Source organism: Gymnodinialimonas sp. JB5-7 (genome assembly GCF_055693405.1).
The window spans coordinates 692873-716981 of sequence record NZ_JBVFUX010000004.1; the positions used below are offsets into that span (position 1 = coordinate 692873).

The following is a 24109-nucleotide window of genomic DNA, read 5'->3' on the forward strand; positions in this document are numbered from 1 at the left end:
CCTTAGCTCTGCATCGCCGACCAAACGCGCGCAGGCGTCAGGGGCATGTCGATATGGGTAACGTTGGTGTGGCCGGCCCGTTGCAGGGCATCCACCACCGCATTCACGACCGATGGCGGCGATCCAATCGCCCCCGCCTCACCGCAGCCCTTCACACCCAACGGGTTGTGCGTGCATGGCGTGGCGCTGGAATGATCCACCTTGAACATCGGCACATCGTCCGCGCGCGGCATGGTGTAATCCATGTAAGACGCGCTCAGAAGCTGGCCGTTTTCGTCGTAGGAGACATTTTCCAACAGCGCCTGACCAATGCCTTGGGCCAACCCGCCATGGACCTGGCCCTCAACGATCATCGGGTTGATCACATTGCCGAAATCGTCCGCCGCGGCGAAGGAACAGATCTCGACCTTGCCAGTATCGGGATCGATCTCCACCTCGCAGGCATAGGCCCCGGCGGGATAGGTGAAGTTGTTCGGGTCGTAAAACGCTGTCTCCTCCAGCCCAGGCTCGATCTCTTCCAGCGGGTAGTTGTGCGGCACGTAAGCGGCGAGGGTCACATCGCCCCAGGCCACTGACTTGTCGGTGCCTGCCACGCTGAACTGACCGTCCTTCAACTCGATGTCGCCTTCCGCCGCCTCCATCAGGTGAGCGGCAATCTTCTTGGCCTTGGCGATGATCTTCTCAGTGGCCCGCACCATGGCCGAGCCGCCCACGGCGATGGAGCGGGAGCCATAGGTGCCCATGCCCATCGGCGTGTTGGCGGTGTCGCCATGGACGACCTCAACCATGCCTTCATCAATGCCGATCATGTCAGCAACCACTTGCGCAAAGGATGTCTCATGGCCTTGCCCATGAGAATGCGAGCCGGTCATCACAACCAGACCACCCGTGGCGTTCACCCGCACGGTTGCCGATTCATACAAGCCCGCGCGCGCGCCGAGCTGCCCCACCAAGGCCGAGGGCGCGATGCCGCAGGCTTCGATATAGCAGTTCACGCCCATACCGCGCAGCTTGCCGTTGGCTTCGCTTTCGGCGCGGCGGGCTTCGAACCCGTCGCGGTCGATCATCTCCAACAGCTTCGACATCGTGCCTTCATAGTCGCCGGTGTCATATTCCACCGCCACGGGCGTGGCATAGGGGAATTCGGTGATGAAGTTCTGGCGACGCAACTCAATCGGATCGACGCCAAGCTCACGCGCGGCTTTATCAACCACCCGCTCCAATTGGAACGTCGCCTCAGGGCGGCCTGCCCCGCGATACGCATCGACAGGCACGGTATTGGTGAAGACAGCCTTCACGTTCACGTAGATGTTCGGCGTCTTGTAGTTGCCCGCCATCAGCGTGCCATGCAGCCAAGTGGGAATCGCTCGGCGCAAAGGTGGAAAGGTACGCGCCCATATTCGCGTAAGTTTCCGTCCGGATGCCGGTGAAGTTGTTGTCCGCATCCAGCGCCAGTTCGATTTTGGTGACATGGTCGCGGCCATGGGCGTCGGTGATGAACGCCTCCGACCGGGTCGAGGTCCACTTGACCGGGCGCTTCACCTGCTTGGCGGCGAAGGTCACGAAGGCCTCTTCTACGTAATGGAAGATCTTCGAGCCAAATCCACCGCCCACATCAGGTGCCACAACGCGCAGCTTGTGCTCAGGGATCCCCAACACAAACGCGCCCATCAGAAGCCGGATCACATGCGGGTTCTGCGACGTGGTGTAGAGCGTCGATTCGTCGGTGCCCGCAGCATAGTCGCCTACGGCCACACGCGGCTCCATCGGGTTGGGCGACAGGCGGTTGTTCACCAGCTCCAGCGTCGTGACATGCGCTGCCGCCTCAAACGCCGCATCCACCGCAGGCTTGTTTTCTTCAACAAAGCCCCAGTCGTAGCACAGGTTCGACGTCAGATCGTCATGCACCTTGGTGGCGCCGTCCTGAACAGCTGCCTTCATGTCCACGACGGCCGGAAGCTCTTCGATATCCAGCTCAATCGCCTCGGCCGCGTTGCGCGCCTGGGCGGCCGTCTCGGCCACCACGGCGGCAATCGCATCACCCACATACCGCACCTTGCCCTGCGCCAGGATCGGGTGGGCCGGTTCCTGCATCGGCTCGCCATGCTTGTCCGTCACCTGCCAGCCGCAGGGCACACCACCTACGCCCTCAAAGTCGGCGCCAGTGAAGATGCGCACCACGCCCGGCATCGCTGCCGCGGCACTCGTGTCCACATTCTTCAGCACCCCATGGGCCACGTCCGAGCGCAGGAAATGCACGTAAGTCTGGCCGTGAAGGTTGATGTCATCCGTGTAGCGGCCCTGCCCGGTCAGAAACCGAACGTCCTCCCGCCGCTTGGAACTTGCGCCAATACCTGAATCTTTCGGCATGGTCGTCCTCCCTTTCTATCCCCCGCCGCTCACCACCATAGGGAGCTGGTCCGGGTCGACAGAGCCTCCCGCCCCATCTTTGTTCTTCAAATTTGCAAATGCCCGGCCCGCCTCCCCGCGGACCGATCGCTTATTCTGCGGCCATCGCCGCCACATCCTGCCCGCTGGCCGCCATGATCGCCTTGACGATATTGTGGTAGCCCGTGCACCGGCAGATATTGCCCTCTAGGTATTCGCGCACCTCGGCCTCGGTCGGCTTCGGATTGTCCTTCAACAAAGCCGCCGCACTCATGACCATGCCCGGCGTGCAGAACCCACACTGAAGCCCGTGATGATCCTGGAACGCCTGCTGGATCACGCCCAGCGAGCCGTCGGCATTGGCCATGCCTTCGATGGTCTTGACCTCGGCGCCTTCCACATCCAGCGCCAGCGTCGTGCAGCTTTTCACCGCCTCGCCGTTCACATGGACAACGCAGGCCCCGCATTGGCTGGTGTCACAGCCCACATGCGTTCCGGTCAATCGCTGACCTTCGCGCAGAAATTCACTAAGTAACGTACGCCCTTCAACATCCCCCGAAACGGCGCGGCCGTTTACGGTCATCGACACCTGGGTCATTCAATCCTCCCTTGGTTATTGCCTCCATCCAAGCACGGATGCGGGGATTCACAAACAGGAATTTCCGGCTCATTTTCAGGCGTTTGCCGGAATTTTGGCATGTGCACCTGCGGCATCATTCACCAATATGGTTGACTGATGCAGAATAGTTCACTAATTCACCCATATGGTTGAACGAACTTCCGACGATCCTCTGACCTTGATCCTGAAAGCTGCCGGCGATCCCACCCGGCGGGCCATTCTCACGCTTCTTGCGCAGCAGGGCCCCCTAAGGATCGGTGTTATTCGCGGGCATTTCGATATGAGCCTCAATGCGGTCTCCAAGCACATCAAAGTGCTAGAAGGCGCAGGCCTAGTGACGCGCCGGACGGAATGGCGTGAGCACTACATCGCGTTGCAACCCGATGTGCTGGCCCAAGTGGACCAATGGTTCGCCGAGCTGCGCGGGATCTGGGATCAGCGGCTGGACGCGCTCGACCAAATCATCACCAAAGGAGCTGCCAAATGACCCTCTCGACGCAAGACCTCGAACTGACCTGTACCCGCACCATCGCCGCCCCGCCCGAGGCCCTCTACGATGCCTGGCTTGATGCCGAGATGCTGGCGCGCTTCATGCGGCCCGGTGCCTCTGTGACCATCGCGAAAGCTGAAAACGATCCGCGCGTCGGGGGCCGCTTCGACATCGTCATGCAAACACCGGACAGGGATATTCCCCATTGGGGTATCTATCAGGCGCTCGACCGCCCGGACCGCATCGTTTTCACCTGGAATAGTCCGTTTACCGAGGGCGAGGATTCGACCGTCACGCTGGATTTTCTGCCGACCGGTGATGGCACCGAAGTCCGACTACACCACATCCGCTTCCCCTCAGTGGAAGAACGTGACGACCACGAGAAGGGTTGGGGCGCTATCCTGGCCGCATTGGCGGAGACTTTCGCATGACAGTTATGGAAAACGCCGCCTGGCTGGCCGCCCGGCAGGATCTTCTGGCCGCCGAAAAAGCGCATAAACGCGCCGGTGATGACCTTGCCGCAGCGCGCCGCGCCCTGCCCCGGCTTGCCGTGACGAAGACCTACCGGTTCGCGGCCGAAGATCGTCATTACGTCTTGGCTGACCTGTTCGGTCCGCATAGCCAGCTGCTGGTCTATCACTTCATGTTCCCCCCGGAATGGGAGGCAGGCTGCACCTCCTGCTCGTTCTGGGCCGACAACCTGCAAGGGCTCAGACCACATCTGGCCGCACGCGATGCAAATCTCGTGTTCACCTCACTGGCAACGACCGAGCAGATCACGGCCTTCCAATCCCGCATGGGTTGGACCATTCCCTGGCTGTCCGAAAAGGATGGGACGTTCGGGCGCGATATGGGGGTGCGCTTCACCGACGCTGACCGTGCCAATGGTGCAAAGCCCTACAACTTCGGCACGTCGGGCTTTCCCGTGAACGAGGCCCCCGGCCTGAGTGTCTTCGCCAAGGAGGGTGAAGATATTTTCCTGACATATCAGACATTTGCGCGGGGACTTGAACAGTTCAATGCCGCCTATGGCCTGATGGATCTGCTGCCAAAGGGCCGCGATGAAGCCGGGCGCGGGATGGCCTGGCTTAAACGCCACGACGCGTATTAGGCCCGTCGCAAGCGAAGGCCGTTACCGGCCTTCGCGGGGCCTTGGCCGGGATGGGATTTCTTTCAGCAACCCGCCAACGCCCATGCCGGGAATGTCGATCTGGTCTAGCGGAACGCCACAGATCACCCGCTCCATCACCCAATCCGCGCCGTTCAAGGCGGGCGACCGGGCGCAGCCCGGCAATCCGATGATGGGCCGTGCGCCAAGGCGGCCCAGAAACAGAAGATCCCCGGATCCACCGGCATTCCATAGTGCAGAACCTCACCCCCGGCGGCCCGCACGGCAGCTGGGGCAACATCTTCACGATCCGATGTGGCCGATCCTGTCAGGATCAGCAGCAATTCCCCCGGCGCATCGGCCAGGGCCTGTGCAATATCGGGCGTGTGATGGGGCACAACCACCCGCTCGCTCAACCGGACCGAGAACCGGTCCAGACGCCCTTTGACCGACCGCCGGCCCTTGTCGGGCGGCGCCCCCGCGCCAACCCGCGTCTCGATCAGGCTGGCGGACGCGATTTGCCCATCAAGCAATCGGACGGCACCGGCGGCCATCACACAGGCCGCCTCCACGTCCCGCGCGGGTGCTGCAAAGGGAATGATCTTCACGGTCACCGCCAACCCACGCGGTCCAAGCCGCGCCCATTGCGGCACAGTGGCCACCGTGATCGCCGGATTGATGCGGTTGATCGCGTTGATGGCACCGGCGTCGACCGCCACGACCCCGCTGCTCGCCGCCCGCAAGTTCACCCGCCCCGTGGATGCCGCATCAACCGATAGACCCGCACCGCACAGGGTCGTCGCAATGCGCGATGCCGCCTCATCCTCATGCAGATCCTCCGGCCCCAGCTGCGCAACCACCACTTCGGCCCAACCCGCTTCCTGCAAGGCCGAGACGTGCGCCGCGCCCAGACGCACCCCTTGGAAAAATCCAAGGGCTGCGCATGCTCCAAAGCGATGGAATGGGCCAGAATGGCCCCTTCAGCCTTGTCCACCGGAAGGGGGCCGAATTTCATGGTCGCCGCAACCTCTGCGTGATCTCGGCCATGACGGAAATCGCAATCTCACCCGGCCCCTGCGCCTCCGATATCCAGACCAACCGGGGCATGGATCCGCGCGATCTCTTCTGCCGAATAACCCGCCGCCTCCAGCCGTGCGACCCGCTTGGCATGGGTCCGGTTCGAGCCCAGACAACCAAGGTAAAACACATCCGAGCGCACCGCGCGGAAGATCGCCGGATCATCCAGCTTGGGATCATGGGTCAACGTCACCACGCAGGTGCGCGCATCTAACCCGATGGCCTCCAAAGCCTCATCGGGCCAATCCTCCACAATCCGTTCGCCCGGAAAGCGCGCCTCGGCGCCAAAGGCCGGGCGTGGGTCCACCAATACCGGATCATATCCCGCGATCCGCGCCATCGGCAAAAGCGCCTGCGCGATGTGCACGGCCCCCACCACGATCATGCGCAGTGGCGGGTTGTGGACGTGCACGAACACATCGCCCTCCATGCCCGACTTGTCAGCCCGGAACCGATCCGGCCAGGCTTCTGCACCAACAAGGCGACGTGCACCGGAGATGACATTCACCTCATAAGCCATGGCCTGACGCGCCGCGCGCGCGTCCACCAACTCCGCCAACAAGGCCTCGCCCATCGCCGCCACCGGCTCCACCCAGACCTTGATGCGCCCGCCACAGGCCAAGCCCACCGCAAAGGCCTCATCGTCCGAGACACCGAACTCCAGCATCTTGCCCTCGGTTCCGCCGACCATATCCATGGCCTCGACCACAACCGCGCCCTCGACACAGCCGCCCGAGACGGAGCCTTCCATCTCGCCCGCGCCAGACACGACAAGCTGCGCGCCGACGCCACGCGGCGCGGACCCCCATGTCTCTACCACTGTGGCCAACACGGCCCCACGCCCCGCGCGATGCCAGTCCAGCGCCAGTTCAGGCATCCGCTCCAGATCATCCATCACACAGCCTCCCTGCTCCAGACCCTAGCGCCCACCACCTGTAGCGCAACCTGCTCTTCCACTGGTTCAAAATACCTCGGAGGGTCGTCCTTTGGTGCGCCATTGGTTCAAGCCCAATGGACGACAGGCAGCGCCTCCAATCGCGGCACAGCCGCGAAAGCTGCGTGCCAACGCAAAAGGAAACGAATGCGGCGCAGCCGCGCCTTTTGCGAACAGCCCTAGACCGCGCGCAACGCCGCCATCAGCCGCGCTTTTTCGCCCGGATCATCGGGCCGCGCCACTGCCTCAGCCAGTCCGGCCAGCGCCGCAATGTTATGCCCGGCCCGGAAACTCGACACATGCGGCAGCATGGCCCGTATGCCCGCGGCCTTTGGCGCAAACCCGTCCCAGCGCAAGAGCGGGTTCACCCAGATCACCCGGCGCGAGGACAGCGCCAATCGCTCCATCGCCGCCTCCAGCCGCTCTGGCTCGTCCCGGTCCAGCCCGTCGGTGATCAGCAGCACAACGGCGCCCCGTCCCAGAACGCGCCGCGACCAATCGCGGTTGAACGCCTCAAGGCAGGCCCCGATCCGCGTGCCCCCCTCCCAATCCTGCGCCTCGGCGCCCGCCGCCGCCAGCGCCGCGTCCACGTCGCGCGCACCCATATGGCGTGTGATGTTCGTCAGCCGCGTGCCAAAGGTGAAGGCATGCACCTCGGCCCACCCCGCCCCTTTGGCGTTTGAGACGGCGTGCAGAAAATGCAGCACCGCCCGCGAATAGCTGCTCATCGAGCCTGAGATGTCGCACAAGGCCACCAGCGACGGCCACCGCGTGCGCAGATCCTTCCGTGCAAAATCCACCACGTCCCCGCCACGCGCCATCGCGCCCCGCATCGTGCGTCGCCAATCGGGCCGCGCCCCCTGCGCCGCCGCCGCCGTCCGACGCGACAGCAAGGGCGGCACCGCCAGCGTCATCTGCGCGATGATCCGTTTGGCCTCTGCCATCTCGGCCACGCCCATCTGTTCGAAATCGAGCGTCTTCAGCCGCTCTTCCCGGCTCATCGTCAGCGTGGCATCCACCTCGATCTCGGTGCCCCCCGCCTCGCCATCGCCCATCTCTGGCGCGTCGCGGTCAACGCCGTACAGCAGCGCCTCCGCCGCGCGCTTCTCGGCCGACTTTGCCGTGCGATCCTCCGCCACGCCTCGCACCGCCGGCGTCAGCATCGACATCATGTGTTCGAGGTAACGCGGGTCGCGCCAGTACAGGCGAAAGACCTGGTCAAACACCGCCCTGTGCTCGGGCCGCGCCGTAAAGCAAGACCGCAGGGTATAGTAGAAAGTCCGCCCGTCTCGCTGAACCCGGCGGCCGCCACCGCCCTGATCGCATCCGCCACCCGGCCGGGGCCGGCGGGCAGGCCCGCCACACGCAACGCGCGCGCGAAATGGGTGATGTTGGTGGTCAGCTGCGGGTCGTCCGGCAGCTCAAGCGGGGCATGTTCCATGTCGAGGAGCAGAGACCGCCCCGGCCTGATCGTCAAGGCCGAGGGCGCTCAAAGCTCAGGGAGATGCGCCTATTCGTAGACCCACAATTGCGCCGGATTGTTGGACGACCGGTTATAGGCGCCCGCCCAGATGTCGTACTGTCCCTGCAAAACGGGGAGAAGGTCAGGGTCGAGTTGAACGTGCCGTTGCTGTCATCGTTGAAGAACCACTGCCCGTCCGGCGTGTTGATCAGCAACACCGTGTCCACCGCGTTTGATGTCAGCTGGAACGTGATCTGTCCGGTCTGCGACACGCCTTGATAGAAAAAGCGGAAATCGGGCCGGGTGATGGTGAACCCGCGCCAGCCTGTCCCGGGGAAGCAGTTGGTCAACGAAAAGCGCCCGCCCGCCGTGATCCGCGGCACCCGGTAGCTGCCCTGGCCCGCATACATCGTGTGCTGCCCAAAGGCGGTATTGGCGATGGCGTAGTTCGGGCAACCGGACGTCCCGCCCCCGCCGCCATGGACGAACGCGCCCCCGCTGATCGCCGTCATTGCGGGCTGCGTGGGCTGCGGCAAGGGTTGCGGCATGGGCTGGGGGCCGGTTGCGGAGTGTTCTGCGCGTAAATGCCGGCGAAATATCCGGGGCCTGAGCCATGGTTCGAATTCGGGTTCGAGCAATCGACCGGGTCCGTCCCCCAGGCGCACAGGTCCAACCCGTTGGGCTCGTCACAATCCCCGTCATTGGTGAAGGGGCACGACGCTGGCAAAGGTGCGGGCGCGGGCGTCGGCACCGGAACGGGAATGGGCTGTGGCGGCGCATAGATGCCCGCGCTGTAGCCCGGCCCAAGGCCGTAATTCGCATTCGGGTTCGCGCAATCGATCGGGTCCGTGCCCCAAGCGCACAGGTTCAGGCCGTTCGGCTCATCACAATCCCCGTCCCCGGCCCATTCCCCCGGGCAAGGGTTCCGCAATTGGGCCTCAGCCTCCCCGACCCATCCGCTTGCAAAGACAACAGCCGCCAAAACGAGCGTTGCAAAGAAATTCGGTCTCATATGCTTGGTCCTTGAAATGACTTACCCCTGACGAAAGTAACGGCCCAACACCGGCACCTGTCAAAGAAAACCCGCTCAAGGGGCGGCAGGGCTACGACAAGGCGTCGGCCCGCAGATCATCAAGAATGCGTTTCGCTTCAGAGCCTTGCAGCTTCTGAATGTCGTCCTGATACTTCAGGATCGCGCCAAGCGTGTCCGCGATTACCTCGGGGCTCAACTCGATCACATCCAGCGCCAGAAGGCACTTCGCCCAGTCCAGCGTCTCCGCCACGCCGGGGCGTTTGAACAGATCTTCCGTACGCAGCCGCTGCACAAAGGCCACCACCTCCCGGCTCAACTGACCTGCCGCTTCGGGCACTCGGGCCGCCAGGATCGCCAGTTCGCGCTCAAGATCGGGATAATCGACCCAATGGTAGAGGCAGCGCCGCTTCAACGCGTCATGCACCTCCCGCGTGCGGTTGGAGGTAAGGATCACAATCGGCGGCTCGGGCGCCTTGACCGTGCCTAGCTCGGGGATCGTCACCTGAAAATCGCTCAACGCTTCCAGAAGGAACGCCTCAAACGGCTCATCCGTGCGATCAATCTCGTCAATCAGCAGAACAGGCGCGCCCGCAGGGTCCGGACGCATGGCTTCCAGCAGCGGACGCTCGATCAGGTAATCCTCGCTGAACAACTCACCCTGTAGCGCCCCGCGCTCTGCGCCACCCGCCGCCTCCGCGGTGCGGATCGCGACCATCTGCGCCGCAAAGTTCCACTCGTACACGGCGCTGGACGCGTCCAACCCTTCATAACATTGCAGACGGATCAGGCAACGACCCAGCGCGGCCGCAATCGCTTTGGCGATTTCCGTTTTGCCAGTTCCGGCCTCGCCCTCCAGGAACAGGGGCCGCCCCAACTTCAACGACAGGAACACGACCGTCGCCAGCGCGCGCCCGCACACATAGCCTTGCTGCGCCAGAGTTTCCTGAACGCGATCAATGGTTTCAAACGCAGCCATGTCCCCTCCGGAATGCAGCCTCGCCATCAAGGCCGGATGGGCCCGGATGGTCAAGTCACCCGCCCTCTTTCTTGCAGGCGCATTGTTTACGGATCGTTTACCAAAACCCATCGAAATGTCGGACGGGCTTCGCATTCCCGCCACACTCTTCCCCGAAATCTTGCCCCGTGGCATGGTGGGCCACATTTATAAAAGTTAGACCCCTTTCTGAGTGCCTCTGCCTATGCCTGACACAACTGCCCCGATCATTGACCCTCGCCGCGAATGGGTTCGGCATCTGGGGCGCATTGGCACCGATCACGGCCTGTTTTCCCGTTTGGACAGCCGCCATTTCGCGCTGATGGTCGAAGAGGAATCCGACACGCTTGTGGTCAGCTTTGATCGCGCCGACCGCCTTTGGGCCCATGGTGCGGAGGGCCTTCCTCTCGGCTTTGAGGCCGTCCCGGCCCATGACGTCTCGCTGTTGTCGCTGATGTCCGTGGGACGCACCTGGTTTCGCAGCGCCGAGGTTGAGGCGATGCTGAAAGGCCTTGCCGACGATGGCTTCTTTGCAAGTTTTCAGAAGGTGATCTTGATCGCCGCAGGCCCCGATTGCGGCCATGCCGCGGCCCGTGCCGCGGCCCACATCCCCGGCGCGCAGGTCCTGCTGGCCCAACCGGCCGCCGCCATCAGCGCGCGCCATGCCCCGTTTGAGACCCGCTTTCGCGCAGATCGCCGCGCAGATCCTGACACGCCGCCGCCACTTGGGCCCGAGGCTTTGGCCTCAGCCCAACAGGTCGCAATCCTGTTCGACCCCCGCGATCCGTCCGATGCAGGCCAAGCCGCCCTGTTCCGGGGCGCGCAGACCACGCGTCTGGGCTTTCCGCTGGCCGGTGGCGCGCTGACACGCGCGCTACAGCAGCCCGAAGCCCTCGTGCCGCTAACCCGCCACATGGTCCGGGGCACGCTGGACGCTCGGACAGCGCGCGCAGCACTCCGCCCGGTCCTGCACGCCGACCCATCTTATCGCGACAGGCTCTCCAACAGGTCCTAAGCCCTACCGCCTAACGCACTGAAATCCCTGTGATTGGCCAAGTATTGCCGTACCCGTCATCCTGGATGACGATACCGCCCAGTTCGGGAAAGTAGAGGTATTCCGAACTTACGCCCTCCCCTTCCTGGCTGACCGGCTCTGACCGCAAGGTCATGGGCAGGTACGTGAAAGCGCAGTCACCAAACGTCATCTGCTGCGCGGCTCCGAACGTATAAGTCATGTCGTCCACACGATTTATGCCAAGCCCTCGGGACGTCATCCGCGTCTGCAATGCCGTGTTGGCCGCGGGCTCGGGAAAGGCCGATGGGCGCGGCTCGAATTCAGACCGCCAAGGCTCCTCCATGCTGTCCGCGACGAGGCTGGCGATGAAGATGCCTTCCGCCAGCTCCATCCGCTGAACCTCATAATCCGGTGACCACTGAAAAAATGCCACACGGTCGGATCCGTGCCCCGACAGGTCCCAATAGGCCCCGTCCGGCATGGCAAAGCGAATGCCCCCGGTAAGGTCGTCCGCGGTGGGGCAATTGGCCAACGCCGCACCGGGCCAAGCGCTGAAGGCCAGAACGCCAAGCACCGCCAATGCGCGTTTCGATTTTTCCGTCCAATGGCCCGGGTTACCCGACATTGCCCAATCCTCTCATGTTGCTTTCATTCGCTCGGGCGCGCTGCCCCGGCGTGTCCCAGTCTTCACTCAGGTAAAACGTCTCTTGTCCGGGGCAGGCCCGCCCCTCAGGGTTCCTCAAGAAGCGGGCCATTTGTCATTCAGATCATCGCAAAGATGCGCGCCTGCCCACCGGTGCTGCCCGCGATCTTCGACGCGCCGACCACCAAAGTGGCCCCCGCCGCCGGCACCTGATCAAGGCCTGCGATGCACTCGATCCCGTAGCGCCCCGCTGGCAGCCAGGCATAATGCGTTGCGAAATCCTGGCTCGCCCCATGATCGAGCGACAGCGTGTCCACAGCGATGGAGGCCGCGCCTGTTTCCAGCAACATCTGCGTCGCTTCGATATGGAAGCCCGGGTAATGCCCCAGCCCGTCACCATCGGCATTGCGGAACTCCGCGCCCGAGGCTTTGCTGGCCCATCCCGAATGCATCGCCACGCAGGCCCCGTCCGGGATCTCGCCATTGGCATCGATCCACGCCTGCAGATCGTCCGGCGTGACCATCGTATCGGCATCCTCAGCCGCACGCGCGGCAATATCCACCACGCACAGCGGGGCCACCAGATTGCTGACCGGGATCTCATCCACCGACATCCCATCGGCACTGAAATGCAGCGGCGCATCGATATGCGTGCCCGCATGTTCGCTGGTCGTCATGTTGTATAGGTTGAAGCCCGCATCGGCAAAATCGAAAAGCTTCTCGCGCGACATGCCCGGATCACCGCCCCAGGTCGGAAAATCCTCACTGAACAGATGCGTCATATCAACGACGGAGCCATGTCCATCCGCCAACGCCGGGGTCGCCTTGACTGCTCCAATCGCAGTCGCCCCAACGGCGGCCGCAGCCGAGCCCTTGAAGAAATTCCGCCGCGACAGCATCCGCTCCTTCACCGAGTTCATCACACAAATATCGCACATCTCACTTTCCTCCTCTGATTGAACTCCCAGGCCCGTCAGGGCCGCATATATTCCTCCAGATCGCGCGTGCGCCGTTCGGTCAGCCGCGTCAGGCAGGTCAACTCGATCATCGGCGCGATGGAGCCGCCTTCATACCGCGCGCGCTCCATCCCGCAGGTGAGATCACGATAGGTGATCCACGCCCGCTGCGCCTGGCGCAGGTTCTCTTCCTGTGTCGCGTCCAAAGTGCCGATCACACGTTGATAGACCTCGTTCAGCAACCTGTCCCAGCCCTCCAACCGCTCCGCATTGCACAGCGTCAGCGCCGATTGCGGCTGGTTGGGATCGCACGGGTCAAGTTGGGCGGTGGCAGGTTGCGCAAGGCCCAAAGCCAGCGCTAAAGGCGCCAGCAGCGCCAGAAATCGGGAATACGTCATCCGCCGAAGCCTAGGCGCTGCCATACAATTTGCGCAAGCCTCGTGATTGAAGGAACGCCCCCATCCCCCTTCCAGACTCCCTACAAACGCGATAGCACCCCATCCCATGAGCCAACGCATCACGATCCGCCGCCCCGACGACTGGCACCTGCACCTGCGCGATGGCGCGATGATGCAGACCGTGCTGCCCGAGACCGCCCGCCACTTCGCCCGCGCGATCATCATGCCAAACCTCGTGCCCCCCGTTGTGACCGCCCAGGATGCCCTGGCCTACCGCGACCGGATCGACGCCGCCCTGCCCGAAGGCGCGGAGTTCACTACCGCTGATGACGCTCTACCTGACGGAACAGACCGACCCGGATGATGTGCAGGCCGCCCATGCCGATGGCCTGATCACCGCCGTGAAACTCTATCCCGCAGGCGCCACGACGAACTCGCAATCCGGCGTTACGACGCTGAAAAATGTCTATCCGGTCCTCGAACGCATGGCGCAGATCGGCCTGCCCCTCTGCATCCACGGCGAGGTCACGACCCACGAGGTCGACATCTTCGACCGCGAACAGGTGTTTCTTGGAGACGGTGCTGGAGCCCCTGCGCCGCGATATCCCCGAGCTGAAGATCACGCTCGAACACATCACCACGTCCCACGGCATCGACTATGTCGAAAACGCCACCGGTGACATTGCGGGCACGATCACCACGCACCACCTGATGATCAACCGCAACCACATGCTGGTGGGCGGCATTCGGCCCCATTACTATTGCCTGCCCATCGTGAAACGGGCCGAGCATCAGCAGGCGCTCCGCCGCGCCGCGACCTCAGGCAGCCTGCGCTTCTTTCTGGGCACCGACAGCGCCCCCACCTTGATGGTGCCAAGGAAACCGCCTGCGGTTGCGCAGGCGTCTTTTCCGCGCCCAACACCATGTCCTGCCTCGCCCATGTGTTTGAAGAGGAAAGAGCGCTGGATCAACTGGAAGCCTTCGCCTCCCTCAATGGCCCTGCCCACTACGGCCTTGCCCCGAACGAGGCCACCCTAACCCTCGAAAAACGTGACACCCCCGCGACCTACCCCGCCAAATACAAAACCCCCGATGGCCCCCTGACCCTCTTTGATCCGGGCCACCCGCTGCACTGGCATGGTGGCTGACCTGAATCTTTCGTACGAAAATTCGCACCGCCGGATTTTCGTACGAAAATCCGCATCCGCGAGACCGAAACCATGATCCCCTCCACCTACCCCGACGACGCAACCATGGCCGCAATGACCGCGCGGATGTTGCTCGACATCAAGGCGGTCCACTTCAACTCGGACGAGCTTTTCACGCACACCTCCGGCAAACAGGCCCCCACCTATATCGACTGCCGCAAACCCATCGCCTTCCCCCGCGTGCGGTCCACCTGCATGGATTTCCTCACCTGCAAGGTGATGCGCGCGGCGGGACTCGAGGCATTCGACAATATCGCCGGCGGCGAGACGGCGGGCATCCCATTCGCAGCCCTTGTCGCGGAACGCATGGGCCTGCCGATGTCCTACGTGCGCAAGAAACCGAAAGGCCATGGTCGCGGGGCGCAGATCGAAGGCGCGATGCATGAGGGTGAGCGCGTTCTGCTGGTCGAAGACATGACCACCGATGGCGGCTCCAAAATCACCTTCGTCGACGCGATCCGCCGCACGGGCGCCACCTGCGGCCACACCGCCGTGCTATTCTATTACGACATTTTCGACCATGCGATCCCGACACTGCGCGAGCATGGGATCGAGTTGCACTGGCTGACCACCTGGGCCGACGTGATTGCCGAAGCCCGGCGCGGCGGCGATTTCTCGGAGGAGACGCTGGTGGATGTTGAGCGATTCCTTCGCGATCCCGAGGGCTGGCGCGCGGATCGGGGCCTTTCATAGGTCCTTTGCCTTAACAGAATTAAATCTCAGCGTGTTTTTTCGAACACGTCAGGGTAGCGTGACAGCCACATCTTGACCCAACGACCCCCAGCACCCACAATATAAGCACCAGCCGCGCGAAAACTGCGTTAATCCGACTTACCCACAGGTTATCCAGATTGACGCCGCCGCAGGACCATCAGCTATACCCGGCAAATCGTTGAAGCGCCGGTCCTGCCAGACCCAATGAAGCACCCCGAAGAGGGGGCAAGGCGCTGTGTATCAGTATCGTGTGTGAATAAACGTGCTTGGGGAGCAGATGAACGAAGTCGCCGCATTCAATCCGAACTTGCCCGCCGATCCGTCGGCGGAAGACAGCGCCCCTGTCCTGCCCCATAATATCGAGGCAGAACAACAGCTTCTGGGCGCGATCCTGTCCTCCAACGATGTGCTCGACCGCGTCGATGATCTTGTAAAGCCGGACCATTTCCACGACCCCGTCCATGGTGCCCTGTTTGAAATGGCCGCCGCCCGCATCGCCAAGGGTCTGCAAACCGACGCCACCACACTCAAAAGCTTTGCCACCGACATTCCCGGCCTCGCAGAACTGGGCGGCGCGGAATATCTGGTGAAACTCCAGCTGTCGGCCATCGCGACCTCTGCTGCGCGCGATTACGCGCAACTGATCCACGACCTTGCCGTGCGGCGGGAGCTGATTGATCTGGGCAACCGCGTCTCCGACCGCGCCCGCGCCATGCGCGATGCCGTGACACCGGACGAACAGATCGTGGAGGCGGAGTCCGAGCTGTTCGCGCTCGCCTCCACCGGTTCCACCAACAAGGGCTTCCAAAGCTTTCTGGGCGCGCTGCATGACGCCGTGCAGATGGCCAATGCCGCCTATAACCGTCAGGGCCAGCTTGCAGGCATCTCTACCGGGCTTGACGATATGGACCGCAAACTGGGCGGCCTGCACAATTCCGACCTTCTGATCCTCGCCGGGCGTCCCTCGATGGGGAAAACCTCGCTCGCCACCAACATCGCGTTCAACGTCGCGAAAGCCTGGCGCGAAGGCACCAAGGAAGATGGCACCACCGGCACCGTCGAAGGCGGCGTTGTGGGCTTCTTTTCGCTTGAGATGTCGTCAGCCCAACTTGCCCAACGTGTCCTGTCCGAGGCGGCAGAGGTCGAATCCGAGAAACTCCGTCGCGGTGATCTCACCGAACAGGAATTCGCCCGCTACCTCAAAGCCGCGGGCGATCTGGAACGCTGCCCCCTCTACATCGACGATACGCCCGCGCTGCCCATCGCGCAGGTCGCCGCCCGCGCCCGCCGCCTGAAACGCTCGCCCAAGGGCCTGGACCTGCTGATCATCGATTACCTGCAGCTTCTGCGCGGCTCCGCCAACAACCGTGACAACCGCGTGAACGAGATTTCCGAGATTACCCAAGGGCTTAAGGCCATCGCGAAAGAGCTCAACATTCCCGTCATCGCGCTCTCGCAGCTCTCCCGTCAGGTCGAAAACCGCGAAGACAAGCGCCCGCAATTGTCGGACCTCCGCGAATCCGGCTCGATCGAGCAGGACGCCGACGCGGTCATGTTCGTCTACCGTGGCGAGTATTACAAAGAACGCGAGAAACCCGGCGAAGAGAACCTGGAGGCCATGACCAAGTGGCAGCAGGATATGGAGCAGTTGCATGGCAAGGCCGAGGTTATCATCGGCAAGCAACGCCACGGGCCCATCGGCACGGTTGAGCTATCGTTTGAGGGCCGCTTTACCCGCTTCGGCAACCTCGCCAAGCCCTGGCAGGGCGACGGCACGCAAGGCTTCTGACCCCGTCCAATCATGCAAAAAATCGGAACCCCCAGCCGCACAATCGCTGCGCGGCCGGGGGATCCTGACCCGTGTCGGCAAATTTACGAGTTACGCGGTAGAAGGGTACTACACCAACAAGGGTTTCTTGTGAAAAGGGCGGCCTAAAACGCGCCGCACACTCCCATGAAAAAAAGGTGCAAAGTCGTACGCACCGCTCATCTAACCAATTGCCACAACAGTAAAAAACGAAGCCGGTCTCTGACAATCACCCAAAAGGGTGAAATCGTGCGGAAGCGGGCAGAAAAAGTCCGCCTCAGACGCGGCTTTCCATGGACTCCAGTGCGTCCAGCACGGTCGGCAGCGCCGCGGAGACATAAGGCAGATAATGGCCAATGCGCAGGATCGGCGCCCCGATCCGCACGGCAAATTCGTCGAAATGGCCGGGCGATTTGTTCAGGGAATTCCCCGAATGGATCAGCGCCGCACGGGGGCGCAAGTTGCTGTTTTCAGGGGCAAAAGCCCAATCGTACCCGGCGAATGTCGCATCTCGCCACATGCCTTCCGCCTTGTGAACCATCAGATCCGCATGGTTCAGATCGTCGGTGCGCAGGCCGTCCGCATCTTCATGCTCGGCAAGGACCACGCCCAAAAGCGGGTGGACGGAACTGTGCCGATCTTCCATCTTTTCCAGACGCTGCATGGCAAGGCCAAACATGAACTTGATGGTCTTGGGCGCATACAAACAACTCAGTCCGAAAGTCTTCATCTTGCCGATGAACCCTGCCGTCACCTCGCGCGACAGGATGGGCGGTATAATCTCCAGACCCACGATCATCTGGACCCGCTCGGGATGCTGCAAGGCCAGCCGATATCCGACGGAAAAGCCATCTGCGGCCCCGAACATCGAAAAGCTGTTGATCCCTTCATGGTTCACAATCGCCATGACGTCATCGACATGGTCCTGCAACAGCGCTTCGCCCTCTTTCGTATTCACCGAGGACGGCCCGCGCCCGGCCCGGCTGATGCGCACAACCCGCCACCCACGGCTGGCTGCCAGGGCTTGCGCCTTCGCGGGCCAATGGCGGCCCTGCGTCATGCCGTGCAGGTAAACCAGTGTCCGGTCCGAGGGGGCCCCATCAACCTCGTAGGTCAGGGTCCGCCCACTGGGAAGCGTCAGGCGTCTGTCGGCGCGCCCCGGCCCGCCCGCATCCGTCTGATGCTGCGCGGGGATCAGCGTCGCGGCCTGGTTCAGCATCCGCAACACGTCAGACTGGGATCTGACGCCAAGCTTATTGGTCAGTGATTTGATCTGGCTGCGAATGGTCTCCCAGGATTTCCCAAGACGATCCGCAATTTCACGCAAAGTGCCGCCCAGCAACAATTCGCGCACCAAAGCGAATTCGGCATGGGTCAGGTCGAAACGGTCAGCCACAAATTTGGAAACCAGCGTATCGAATTCCGGGCCTGCACGTTTCGCAACAAATTCACCGGTCTTTGCGTCGTGCGACAAAACAATCAATTCAACCGAATGCGCCTCGATCAATCGCAACAACAGCGCGCCTGATTGCGGCTTGTCCGCCGCCCAATCCTGCAATTTCGCCTGATCCTCAGGCTCGATCTTGTCTGCAAAAGCAGCCTCCAAAGCCTCTGCGGAGTCATAGCGAGTGACCAGCAACGCCGCCGCGTCTGCCGTTTCGGGAAGACCGTCCGTCTCGGCGATATCCCCCAGCAATCGCCACGCCCGTTCCGCGTGCAATTCCAGTTTTGGCGCAACAACTGCACCCGCATCGTCATCCAGCCAGGAGGTCAAAATCTCCATCAGCAATTCAAGGCGCGCGGGATCCGTCAGGCATTCGTAGAATGCCAATAATGCCTCTCCCAGGTCGCGTTCTGTTTGGCCGCTGTTTAGGTCTGACAATTCGTCTCTCCGCGCACGATTTTGCGTAAACGGCAGCGCCATGGACTGTCAACGCGGCGCACGCGGATGACGCTTGGTAAAGCGCTATCCCGCGACAATAAGGACCGAAAATATGGACCGGCCGGCAAAGGTTAATGAAGTCGGCTCACAAGCAGCCATCGCCGCCCTTCGCCCGGCCCTCGCGCGTGGCGCAAAGGACGGCTTGACGGCGCAGCCACGCTCGGCTCCCCTTCTGCCATGCCCATCACCGGTTTGAACCATATCACCCTGACCGTCTCAGACCTCGCCCGGTCCCTTGCCTTCTACACCGAAACTCTCGGCGCGGTGCAGCGCACGGCCAGCAAAACCGCCGCCTATCTTGATCTCGGCCCGATTTGGCTCTGTCTCGAACAGGCCGATCCAGTGACACCGCGCGGCGATGACACCCATATCGCCCTGTCCTGCGCGCCCGAGGCATTTGAGGCTTTGGCCGCCCGCATCACATCCCATGCTCCGCTATGGAAGGAAAACCGATCTGAGGGCGCATCGCTCTACTTTCTCGATCCAGATGGCCACAAGCTGGAGCTTCACCTGGGCGACATGGCCACACGTCTTGCCCACTACCGGGCCCACCCGGAGAAAGGCGTTCACGTCCTGGACAGGACCCTTGTCGAAAAGGCACCCTGAAACGTCACGCACGAAATGGCTGATTCCCTGAAATCAATCCCCTAGCCCCCACGCCCCAGCGTGATCCGCCCTCCCTCTCTTGACCCGCCACCTGGAAAGACGCATCCCCGCATCATGGCCTCCGGTACGCTCCATATCGACCTCTCCGCGCTCACCGCGAACTACACCGCCCTGGCCGCACGATCGGCCACGGAAACCGCGGCTGTCGTCAAAGCCGACGGCTATGGCCTCGGCAGTGCGCTTGTCGCCAAGACCCTCGCACAGGCCGGCGCGCGCACCTTCTTTGTCGCCACGGCTGAGGAAGGCGTCACGATCCGCCAAGCCCTTGGGCCGAACCCGGTCATCAACGTCTTCTCTGGCCATATGGATGGCGACACCGCCCTGATCCGCGATCACGCGCTCACGCCAATGCTCAATTCGCCTGAGCAGATCTCGCGCCATCAAACCGCCCTGCCCGGCGCGCCCTACGGCCTGCAGCTCGACGCAGGGATGAGCCGCCTTGGCCTGCAGCCCGGCGATTGGCCAGCCGCCCGCACCCACGCGCAAAGTGCCACCCTCATCATGTCGCACCTGGCCTGCGCCGACGACCCGCCGCACGCGCAAAACGCCCAACAGCTCGCCAATTTCCGCGCGATGACCGACGGCCTCACCACCCCAAAATCGCTGGCCGCCACCGGTGGCACCCTGATGGGTGCCGAATATCACTTCGACATGACCCGCCCCGGCATCGGCCTCTACGGCGGCTTCCCCTTCACCGACGCCACGCCCGTTGTCCGGCTCTCGCTGCCCGTGATCCAGATCCGCGACATCGCGCCCGGCACCGCCGTCGGCTATTCCGCCACCTATATCGCCGACCGCCCGCGCAAGATCGCCACGCTGTCAGCGGGCTATGCAGATGGCCTGATCCGGGCCATGTCCTCCCGCGCCACCCTCTGGCACGGCGACACCCCCTGCCCGCTCGTGGGCCGCGTTTCCATGGACCTGCTGACCATCGACGTCACCAACTGCACCGAACCGCCAGAGGCACTCGACATTCTCGGCCGCCACCAAAGCGTCGACCAATTGGCCGCGGCCGCGGGCACCATCGGGTATGAGATCCTCACCTCCCTCGGCCCCCGCTACACCCGCACGGTCTCCCCGTGACCCTGCTCGCCCCCTTCGGCGCGCTTGGGCGCACGATCCTCAGCCTGCTGGCAACCATCGGCCAGGTCACACTTTTCGCCCTGTCGGCCCTCCGCCACCTGGTCACGCCCCCCTCTACCTACGTGAGATTGCGCAGCAATTCCTCACCATCGGCTGGCTCTCCCTGCCGGTCGTGGGCCTCACGGCGCTCTTCACCGGCGGCGCGCTGGCGCTCCAGATCTACGCCGGCGGCGCCCGCTTCAATGCCGAGGCCGTGGTCCCCCAAATCGTCGCCATCGGCATCACCCGCGAACTCGGCCCCGTCCTGGGCGGCCTCATGGTCGCAGGTCGCGTCGCGTCGGCCATCGCCGCCGAGATTGCCACGATGAAAGTGACCGAGCAGATCGACGCGCTCCGCACCCTATCCACTGATCCGATGAAATACCTCACCGTCCCGCGCCTGATCGCGGCCACGCTCTCTCTGCCCATCCTCGTGGCCGTGGGCGACAGCATCGGCATCTTCGGCGGCTACCTCGTCTCCACCACACGCCTCGGCTTCAACGAGGCCGCCTATCTCAACAACACCACCGGCTTCCTGGAGAGCTGGGACATCACCTCAGGCCTCCTGAAAGGGGCCGCCTTCGGCTTCATCGTCGCCCTGATGGGCTGCTACCACGGCATGTCCTCGGGCCGCGGCGCGCGCGGCGTGGGCCGCGCCACAACCCAGGCCGTCGTCTCCGCCTCCATCCTCATCCTAGCCGCCAATTACCTGCTGACGGAGGCCTTCTTTTCCGCCTGACACCTTCCCCCTTCCTTGTTTCGAAAATACCTTGGGGAGTCGCGCCAGCGACGGGGGCAACGCCCCCAACCAGACACATCGAATGCGGCGCAGCCGCGCCTTTCAACAACCCGCGAACCCGATGACGCCAAAAATCGCCCTCAAAGACCTGACCAAGAGCTTCGGCAACAAGCATGTCCTCAAGGGCATCACCCTGGATGTGGCCAAAGGCGAAAGCCTCGTTGTCATCGGTGGCTCGGGCACCGGCAAATCGGTCCTGCTGAAATGCATTCTCGGCCTGATCAAACCCGATGCGGGTACGCATCGCAGATCGACGGAAAACCGGCCTCAGACACCGCGCTCGAAAGTTTCGGCATGCTCTTCCAGGGCGCGGCCCTGTTCGATTCCATGCCCGTCTGGCAAAACGTCGCCTTCCGCCTGCTGCGCGGCCCCGGGCGCAAATCCCGGGCCGAGGCGCGCGAGAGCGCCATCACAAAACTCCAGCGCGTGGGCCTGCCTCCGGAAACCGCTGACCTCTACCCGTCCGAGCTATCGGGCGGCATGCAGAAACGCGCGGGCCTCGCCCGCGCCATCGCCGCCGACCCTGAGATCATCTTCTTCGATGAACCCACAACCGGGCTCGACCCGATCATGTCCGGCGTCATCAATGACCTGTATCCGCGAGATCGTGTCCGAGATGGGCGCCACCACCATCACTATCACCCACGACATGTCATCCGTGCGCGCCATCGCCAGCACCGTCGCCATGCTCCACGCAGGCCATATCCAGTGGCACGGGCCAATCGCCGACCTCGACAGGGCCGAGGATCCGCACCTGCGCCAATTCATCGCCGGCTCTGCCACCGGCCCGATCGAAACGCTCCGCTAACCCCATGGACCCACTCGCCAACATCCCGCCCGAAGATATCCCCCTCAATTTCAGCGCCTTCACCTGGGCGATGATCCTTGTGGGCGCCGCAACCATGCGGCTTCTCCCCGCCCTGATGGCCCTTGGCGCCGTTCTTAAGCTGCAGCGCTTTCCCCGATCTGCGGGCCCTCCATATCCTCCTGCTGATCGAACTGGCCTTCATCGCGACCCTCGCACTGGCTGAAACCTTCGCACTTGTGCCCGGCAGCTTCCGCGTCACCGGCATCTGGTCGTTCCTCTGGGTCTTCGCCATTGCCTGGGCCGCCGTCACCTGGATCCGCTCGGCCCTGAAAACCCGCCTCCGCCCCCGCTGGATCGACATCACAACGCTTGCCTGCGCCGCCCTGCTGGTCTTCTCGCTCAGCGCCGCGATCCTGCCGGACATGCTCACCAGATGATATCCGCGCCCCGCACCCGTTACCCGCAAAGCCCCGCATGGTCGTAATCCTCCTCATCCTGGCAGCGCTCAGCCCGTTCATCGTACTCGCCCTCCTGATGGCGAACGCCACGGTCGCCCTGATCGCCCGGCAAATCGTCCTCGCACTGGTCCTGTGCGCCCTTTCCGCCCTCTGGGCCTACGCGACCGTGGATTTCAGCGACTACTTCGACGGCCCGATGCGCATCAGCCCCGAGCTTGAGCTTCTCGGCACAGGCCGTGGCCTGCCCCCGGCCCTGACCTCCCCAAATGAGCTGTTGCCGATCTGGTGGCTCGTCGCCCTCGCCGCCCTCGCATTCGCCGCCGCCGCATGGCGCGCAACGACGCGGCCCCACCGCCTCCTCGCAGGCGCGGGCCTCGCCACCATCGCGCTCAGCTACGCCGCCATCGCCCTGCTCGAAGCCGCCTATGGCTGAGCTCTCCCCGATCGCGCTGATCGAAGCCGCCGCCACCGCGCTCTGGGTCTACGCCGCGCTGGCCTTCGCCCATTGGCTGGTCCGCACCGCCCGTCTCGACCGCCGCCAGCATATCCCAGCCCTGACCGACCTCCTCAGCCACCTCGTCCCGGCCATGATCCTGCTGGTCCTCACCGTGCTCATCGGCGCGCTCGTGGGCCTGCCATCCGTGGTCGCTTTCATCGCCCTCCTGTTCCCCGCAGGCCTGGCCTATGGAACCCATATGGCGCTCCATGAGCTCGACCCACCGCCCACACCGCCCCAAACGATTGCGCGCACTGCTGCCGCCCTCCTGCTCGCCGCGCTGATCATCGCACAACGCCAGATCCTCTGACCCCCTCTTTGTTCTGAAAATATGCCGGGGTTTGGGGCAGCGCCCCAATGCGAGGCAACGCCTCGCCCGCTGCGTGCCAACGCAAAACGCATCGCATGCGGGCAACGCCCGCGCCTTTTGACAAAAGCCAGCCATCCTTCCCCCTTGCGCCGCACGGCCCAAATCCCAAGATCACACAGACCAACACGCCAAAGGCCCGCCATGCACAAAGCCCTCATTGCCGCCAATCTCTGTCTGCTGGTCCTGTTCCCGGTCTCGTGGATCGCGCCGCTGATGCGCGCGGGCCTCCTGCCGCTGTTCGGCCTGTCAGAAATCTCGATCCTGTCTGGCCTGGGGTCGCTCGCCGAAGATGGCGAGTGGGCGCTTGTGGCTATTGTGGCCCTCTTTGCACTGGTCTCGCCGATGGTCAAAACCATCTGCCTGACGCTCATTCAGCTCTCCAAAGCGCCCAAGCGCCTTTTGCCCGCGCTGGAGATTGCGGGCAAACTCGCCATGGCGGACGTCTTCCTGATCGCGGTCTACATTACGCTCGCCAAGGGCCTGGCCGTGGGCCGGGTGGAAACCGCCTGGGGCCTGTGGCTCTTTACCGCCTGCGTGCTGGCCTCGCTTGCCATTTCCATGCTGACCGCCCGCGCCGCCAATGCCGCGCGGGCCGCCTGAGG

Annotated in this window: 21 protein-coding genes and 6 pseudogenes; 15 read left to right on the plus strand and 12 right to left on the minus strand. The window is 63.3% G+C overall.

Annotated features, from left to right (window positions below):
• Positions 1-2: 2 nt before the first annotated feature.
• Positions 3-2370 (minus strand): annotated as a pseudogene (locus tag ACZ1HK_RS04305) (xanthine dehydrogenase family protein molybdopterin-binding subunit).
• Positions 2371-2500: 130 nt separating this feature from the next.
• Positions 2501-2986: a (2Fe-2S)-binding protein gene (locus ACZ1HK_RS04310; RefSeq protein WP_472627610.1), complete on the minus strand. Its 486-nt coding sequence runs from the start codon at positions 2984-2986 to the stop codon at positions 2501-2503.
• Between the two features lie 166 nt (positions 2987-3152).
• On the opposite strand from ACZ1HK_RS04310, the gene ACZ1HK_RS04315 reads away from it, so the two are divergent.
• The 3 genes from ACZ1HK_RS04315 to ACZ1HK_RS04325 are packed head-to-tail and all read left to right on the plus strand — an operon-like array spanning position 3153 to position 4608.
• The gene (locus ACZ1HK_RS04315; RefSeq protein WP_472627611.1) at positions 3153-3494 is read left to right on the plus strand and encodes an ArsR/SmtB family transcription factor; all 342 of its coding nucleotides are present in this window, start codon (positions 3153-3155) and stop codon (positions 3492-3494) included.
• Positions 3491-3928, plus strand: coding sequence for an SRPBCC family protein (locus ACZ1HK_RS04320; RefSeq protein WP_472627612.1), 438 nt, complete (start codon positions 3491-3493; stop codon positions 3926-3928). The genes ACZ1HK_RS04315 and ACZ1HK_RS04320 overlap by 4 nt, the downstream gene beginning before the upstream one ends.
• On the plus strand, positions 3925-4608 hold the full coding sequence (locus tag ACZ1HK_RS04325) for a DUF899 domain-containing protein (protein WP_472627613.1): 684 nt from the start codon (positions 3925-3927) through the stop codon (positions 4606-4608). The genes ACZ1HK_RS04320 and ACZ1HK_RS04325 overlap by 4 nt, the downstream gene beginning before the upstream one ends.
• Positions 4609-4760: 152 nt before the next feature.
• On the opposite strand, the gene ACZ1HK_RS04330 is transcribed toward ACZ1HK_RS04325, so the two are convergent.
• The 6 genes and pseudogenes from ACZ1HK_RS04330 to ACZ1HK_RS04355 all read right to left on the minus strand — a co-directional run bounded on the left by ACZ1HK_RS04330 (position 4761) and on the right by ACZ1HK_RS04355 (position 10087).
• Entirely contained in the window at positions 4761-5492 is a 732-nt protein-coding gene (locus tag ACZ1HK_RS04330; RefSeq protein ID WP_472627614.1) for a molybdopterin-binding domain-containing protein, read from the minus strand.
• A gap of 124 nt (positions 5493-5616) precedes the next feature.
• Positions 5617-6577 (minus strand): annotated as a pseudogene (locus ACZ1HK_RS04335) (XdhC family protein).
• Positions 6578-6795: 218 nt separating this feature from the next.
• A pseudogene (locus tag ACZ1HK_RS04340) lies at positions 6796-8057 on the minus strand (vWA domain-containing protein).
• 32 nt (positions 8058-8089) lie between these two features.
• Entirely contained in the window at positions 8090-8626 is a 537-nt protein-coding gene (locus ACZ1HK_RS04345; RefSeq protein WP_472627615.1) for a hypothetical protein, read from the minus strand.
• The gene (locus tag ACZ1HK_RS04350) at positions 8587-9090 is read right to left on the minus strand and encodes a hypothetical protein (RefSeq protein ID WP_472627616.1); all 504 of its coding nucleotides are present in this window, start codon (positions 9088-9090) and stop codon (positions 8587-8589) included. The genes ACZ1HK_RS04345 and ACZ1HK_RS04350 overlap by 40 nt, the downstream gene beginning before the upstream one ends.
• A 91-nt stretch (positions 9091-9181) precedes the next feature.
• A complete protein-coding gene (locus ACZ1HK_RS04355) occupies positions 9182-10087 on the minus strand; it encodes an AAA family ATPase (RefSeq protein ID WP_472627883.1) in 906 nt (301 codons plus the stop codon).
• A 223-nt stretch (positions 10088-10310) separates the two neighbouring features.
• On the opposite strand from ACZ1HK_RS04355, the gene ACZ1HK_RS04360 reads away from it, so the two are divergent.
• Positions 10311-11120 (plus strand): hypothetical protein, encoded by an 810-nt coding sequence (locus ACZ1HK_RS04360; RefSeq protein WP_472627617.1) that lies wholly within the window; start codon positions 10311-10313, stop codon positions 11118-11120.
• Between the two features lie 10 nt (positions 11121-11130).
• Here the strand turns inward: ACZ1HK_RS04360 and ACZ1HK_RS04365 are convergent, their stop codons facing one another.
• From ACZ1HK_RS04365 to ACZ1HK_RS04375, 3 genes are all read right to left on the minus strand, one after another.
• A complete protein-coding gene (locus ACZ1HK_RS04365) occupies positions 11131-11745 on the minus strand; it encodes a hypothetical protein (protein ID WP_472627618.1) in 615 nt (204 codons plus the stop codon).
• A gap of 137 nt (positions 11746-11882) precedes the next feature.
• Positions 11883-12701, minus strand: a complete 819-nt coding sequence (locus ACZ1HK_RS04370; RefSeq protein WP_472627619.1) for a cyclase family protein — start codon at positions 12699-12701, stop codon at positions 11883-11885.
• A 35-nt stretch (positions 12702-12736) separates the two neighbouring features.
• Positions 12737-13117 (minus strand): lysozyme inhibitor LprI family protein, encoded by a 381-nt coding sequence (locus ACZ1HK_RS04375; RefSeq protein WP_472627620.1) that lies wholly within the window; start codon positions 13115-13117, stop codon positions 12737-12739.
• 106 nt (positions 13118-13223) lie between these two features.
• On the opposite strand from ACZ1HK_RS04375, the pseudogene pyrC reads away from it, so the two are divergent.
• The 3 genes and pseudogenes from pyrC to ACZ1HK_RS04390 all read left to right on the plus strand — a co-directional run bounded on the left by pyrC (position 13224) and on the right by ACZ1HK_RS04390 (position 16828).
• Positions 13224-14265, plus strand: a pseudogene (pyrC, locus tag ACZ1HK_RS04380) (dihydroorotase).
• A gap of 72 nt (positions 14266-14337) precedes the next feature.
• Entirely contained in the window at positions 14338-15018 is a 681-nt protein-coding gene (locus ACZ1HK_RS04385) for an orotate phosphoribosyltransferase (RefSeq protein ID WP_472627621.1), read from the plus strand.
• A 298-nt stretch (positions 15019-15316) separates the two neighbouring features.
• Positions 15317-16828, plus strand: a complete 1512-nt coding sequence (locus ACZ1HK_RS04390) for a replicative DNA helicase (protein WP_472627622.1) — start codon at positions 15317-15319, stop codon at positions 16826-16828.
• 295 nt (positions 16829-17123) lie between these two features.
• On the opposite strand, the gene ACZ1HK_RS04395 is transcribed toward ACZ1HK_RS04390, so the two are convergent.
• Positions 17124-18677 carry a bifunctional helix-turn-helix transcriptional regulator/alpha/beta hydrolase gene (locus ACZ1HK_RS04395; protein WP_472627623.1) on the minus strand — a complete coding sequence of 518 codons (1554 nt, stop codon included), beginning with the start codon at positions 18675-18677 and terminating at the stop codon, positions 17124-17126.
• Positions 18678-18965: 288 nt separating this feature from the next.
• On the opposite strand from ACZ1HK_RS04395, the gene ACZ1HK_RS04400 reads away from it, so the two are divergent.
• The 8 genes and pseudogenes from ACZ1HK_RS04400 to ACZ1HK_RS04435 all read left to right on the plus strand — a co-directional run bounded on the left by ACZ1HK_RS04400 (position 18966) and on the right by ACZ1HK_RS04435 (position 24107).
• Positions 18966-19394: a VOC family protein gene (locus ACZ1HK_RS04400; RefSeq protein ID WP_472627624.1), complete on the plus strand. Its 429-nt coding sequence runs from the start codon at positions 18966-18968 to the stop codon at positions 19392-19394.
• Positions 19395-19508: 114 nt separating this feature from the next.
• Positions 19509-20537 (plus strand): alanine racemase, encoded by a 1029-nt coding sequence (gene alr, locus ACZ1HK_RS04405; RefSeq protein WP_472627625.1) that lies wholly within the window; start codon positions 19509-19511, stop codon positions 20535-20537.
• Positions 20534-21315, plus strand: a pseudogene (locus ACZ1HK_RS04410) (MlaE family ABC transporter permease). The gene alr and the pseudogene ACZ1HK_RS04410 overlap by 4 nt, the downstream one beginning before the upstream one ends.
• 121 nt (positions 21316-21436) lie before the next feature.
• A pseudogene (locus ACZ1HK_RS04415) lies at positions 21437-22183 on the plus strand (ABC transporter ATP-binding protein).
• A gap of 122 nt (positions 22184-22305) precedes the next feature.
• Positions 22306-22620, plus strand: coding sequence for a hypothetical protein (locus ACZ1HK_RS04420; protein ID WP_472627626.1), 315 nt, complete (start codon positions 22306-22308; stop codon positions 22618-22620).
• Positions 22621-22657: 37 nt separating this feature from the next.
• On the plus strand, positions 22658-23074 hold the full coding sequence (locus ACZ1HK_RS04425; RefSeq protein ID WP_472627627.1) for a hypothetical protein: 417 nt from the start codon (positions 22658-22660) through the stop codon (positions 23072-23074).
• Positions 23067-23447 carry a hypothetical protein gene (locus tag ACZ1HK_RS04430; protein WP_472627628.1) on the plus strand — a complete coding sequence of 127 codons (381 nt, stop codon included), beginning with the start codon at positions 23067-23069 and terminating at the stop codon, positions 23445-23447. Before ACZ1HK_RS04425 ends, ACZ1HK_RS04430 begins: the two co-directional genes overlap by 8 nt.
• Positions 23448-23648: 201 nt before the next feature.
• A complete protein-coding gene (locus ACZ1HK_RS04435; protein ID WP_472627629.1) occupies positions 23649-24107 on the plus strand; it encodes a paraquat-inducible protein A in 459 nt (152 codons plus the stop codon).
• Positions 24108-24109 lie beyond the last annotated feature (2 nt).

Coding starts and splice junctions, on each gene's coding strand:
- ACZ1HK_RS04375 (WP_472627620.1), bottom strand. CDS start 13,117: ATGACGTATTCCCGATTTCTGGCGCTGCTGGCGCCTTTAGCGCTGGCT.
- ACZ1HK_RS04350 (WP_472627616.1), bottom strand. CDS start 9,090: ATGAGACCGAATTTCTTTGCAACGCTCGTTTTGGCGGCTGTTGTCTTT.
- ACZ1HK_RS04315 (WP_472627611.1), top strand. CDS start 3,153: ATGGTTGAACGAACTTCCGACGATCCTCTGACCTTGATCCTGAAAGCT.
- ACZ1HK_RS04400 (WP_472627624.1), top strand. CDS start 18,966: ATGCCCATCACCGGTTTGAACCATATCACCCTGACCGTCTCAGACCTC.
- ACZ1HK_RS04365 (WP_472627618.1), bottom strand. CDS start 11,745: ATGTCGGGTAACCCGGGCCATTGGACGGAAAAATCGAAACGCGCATTG.
- ACZ1HK_RS04355 (WP_472627883.1), bottom strand. CDS start 10,087: ATGGCTGCGTTTGAAACCATTGATCGCGTTCAGGAAACTCTGGCGCAG.
- ACZ1HK_RS04320 (WP_472627612.1), top strand. CDS start 3,491: ATGACCCTCTCGACGCAAGACCTCGAACTGACCTGTACCCGCACCATC.
- ACZ1HK_RS04325 (WP_472627613.1), top strand. CDS start 3,925: ATGACAGTTATGGAAAACGCCGCCTGGCTGGCCGCCCGGCAGGATCTT.
- ACZ1HK_RS04385 (WP_472627621.1), top strand. CDS start 14,338: ATGATCCCCTCCACCTACCCCGACGACGCAACCATGGCCGCAATGACC.
- ACZ1HK_RS04390 (WP_472627622.1), top strand. CDS start 15,317: ATGAACGAAGTCGCCGCATTCAATCCGAACTTGCCCGCCGATCCGTCG.
- ACZ1HK_RS04430 (WP_472627628.1), top strand. CDS start 23,067: ATGGCTGAGCTCTCCCCGATCGCGCTGATCGAAGCCGCCGCCACCGCG.
- ACZ1HK_RS04425 (WP_472627627.1), top strand. CDS start 22,658: ATGGTCGTAATCCTCCTCATCCTGGCAGCGCTCAGCCCGTTCATCGTA.
- ACZ1HK_RS04310 (WP_472627610.1), bottom strand. CDS start 2,986: ATGACCCAGGTGTCGATGACCGTAAACGGCCGCGCCGTTTCGGGGGAT.
- alr (WP_472627625.1), top strand. CDS start 19,509: ATGGCCTCCGGTACGCTCCATATCGACCTCTCCGCGCTCACCGCGAAC.
- ACZ1HK_RS04345 (WP_472627615.1), bottom strand. CDS start 8,626: ATGCCGCAACCCTTGCCGCAGCCCACGCAGCCCGCAATGACGGCGATC.
- ACZ1HK_RS04435 (WP_472627629.1), top strand. CDS start 23,649: ATGCACAAAGCCCTCATTGCCGCCAATCTCTGTCTGCTGGTCCTGTTC.
- ACZ1HK_RS04360 (WP_472627617.1), top strand. CDS start 10,311: ATGCCTGACACAACTGCCCCGATCATTGACCCTCGCCGCGAATGGGTT.
- ACZ1HK_RS04370 (WP_472627619.1), bottom strand. CDS start 12,701: ATGTGCGATATTTGTGTGATGAACTCGGTGAAGGAGCGGATGCTGTCG.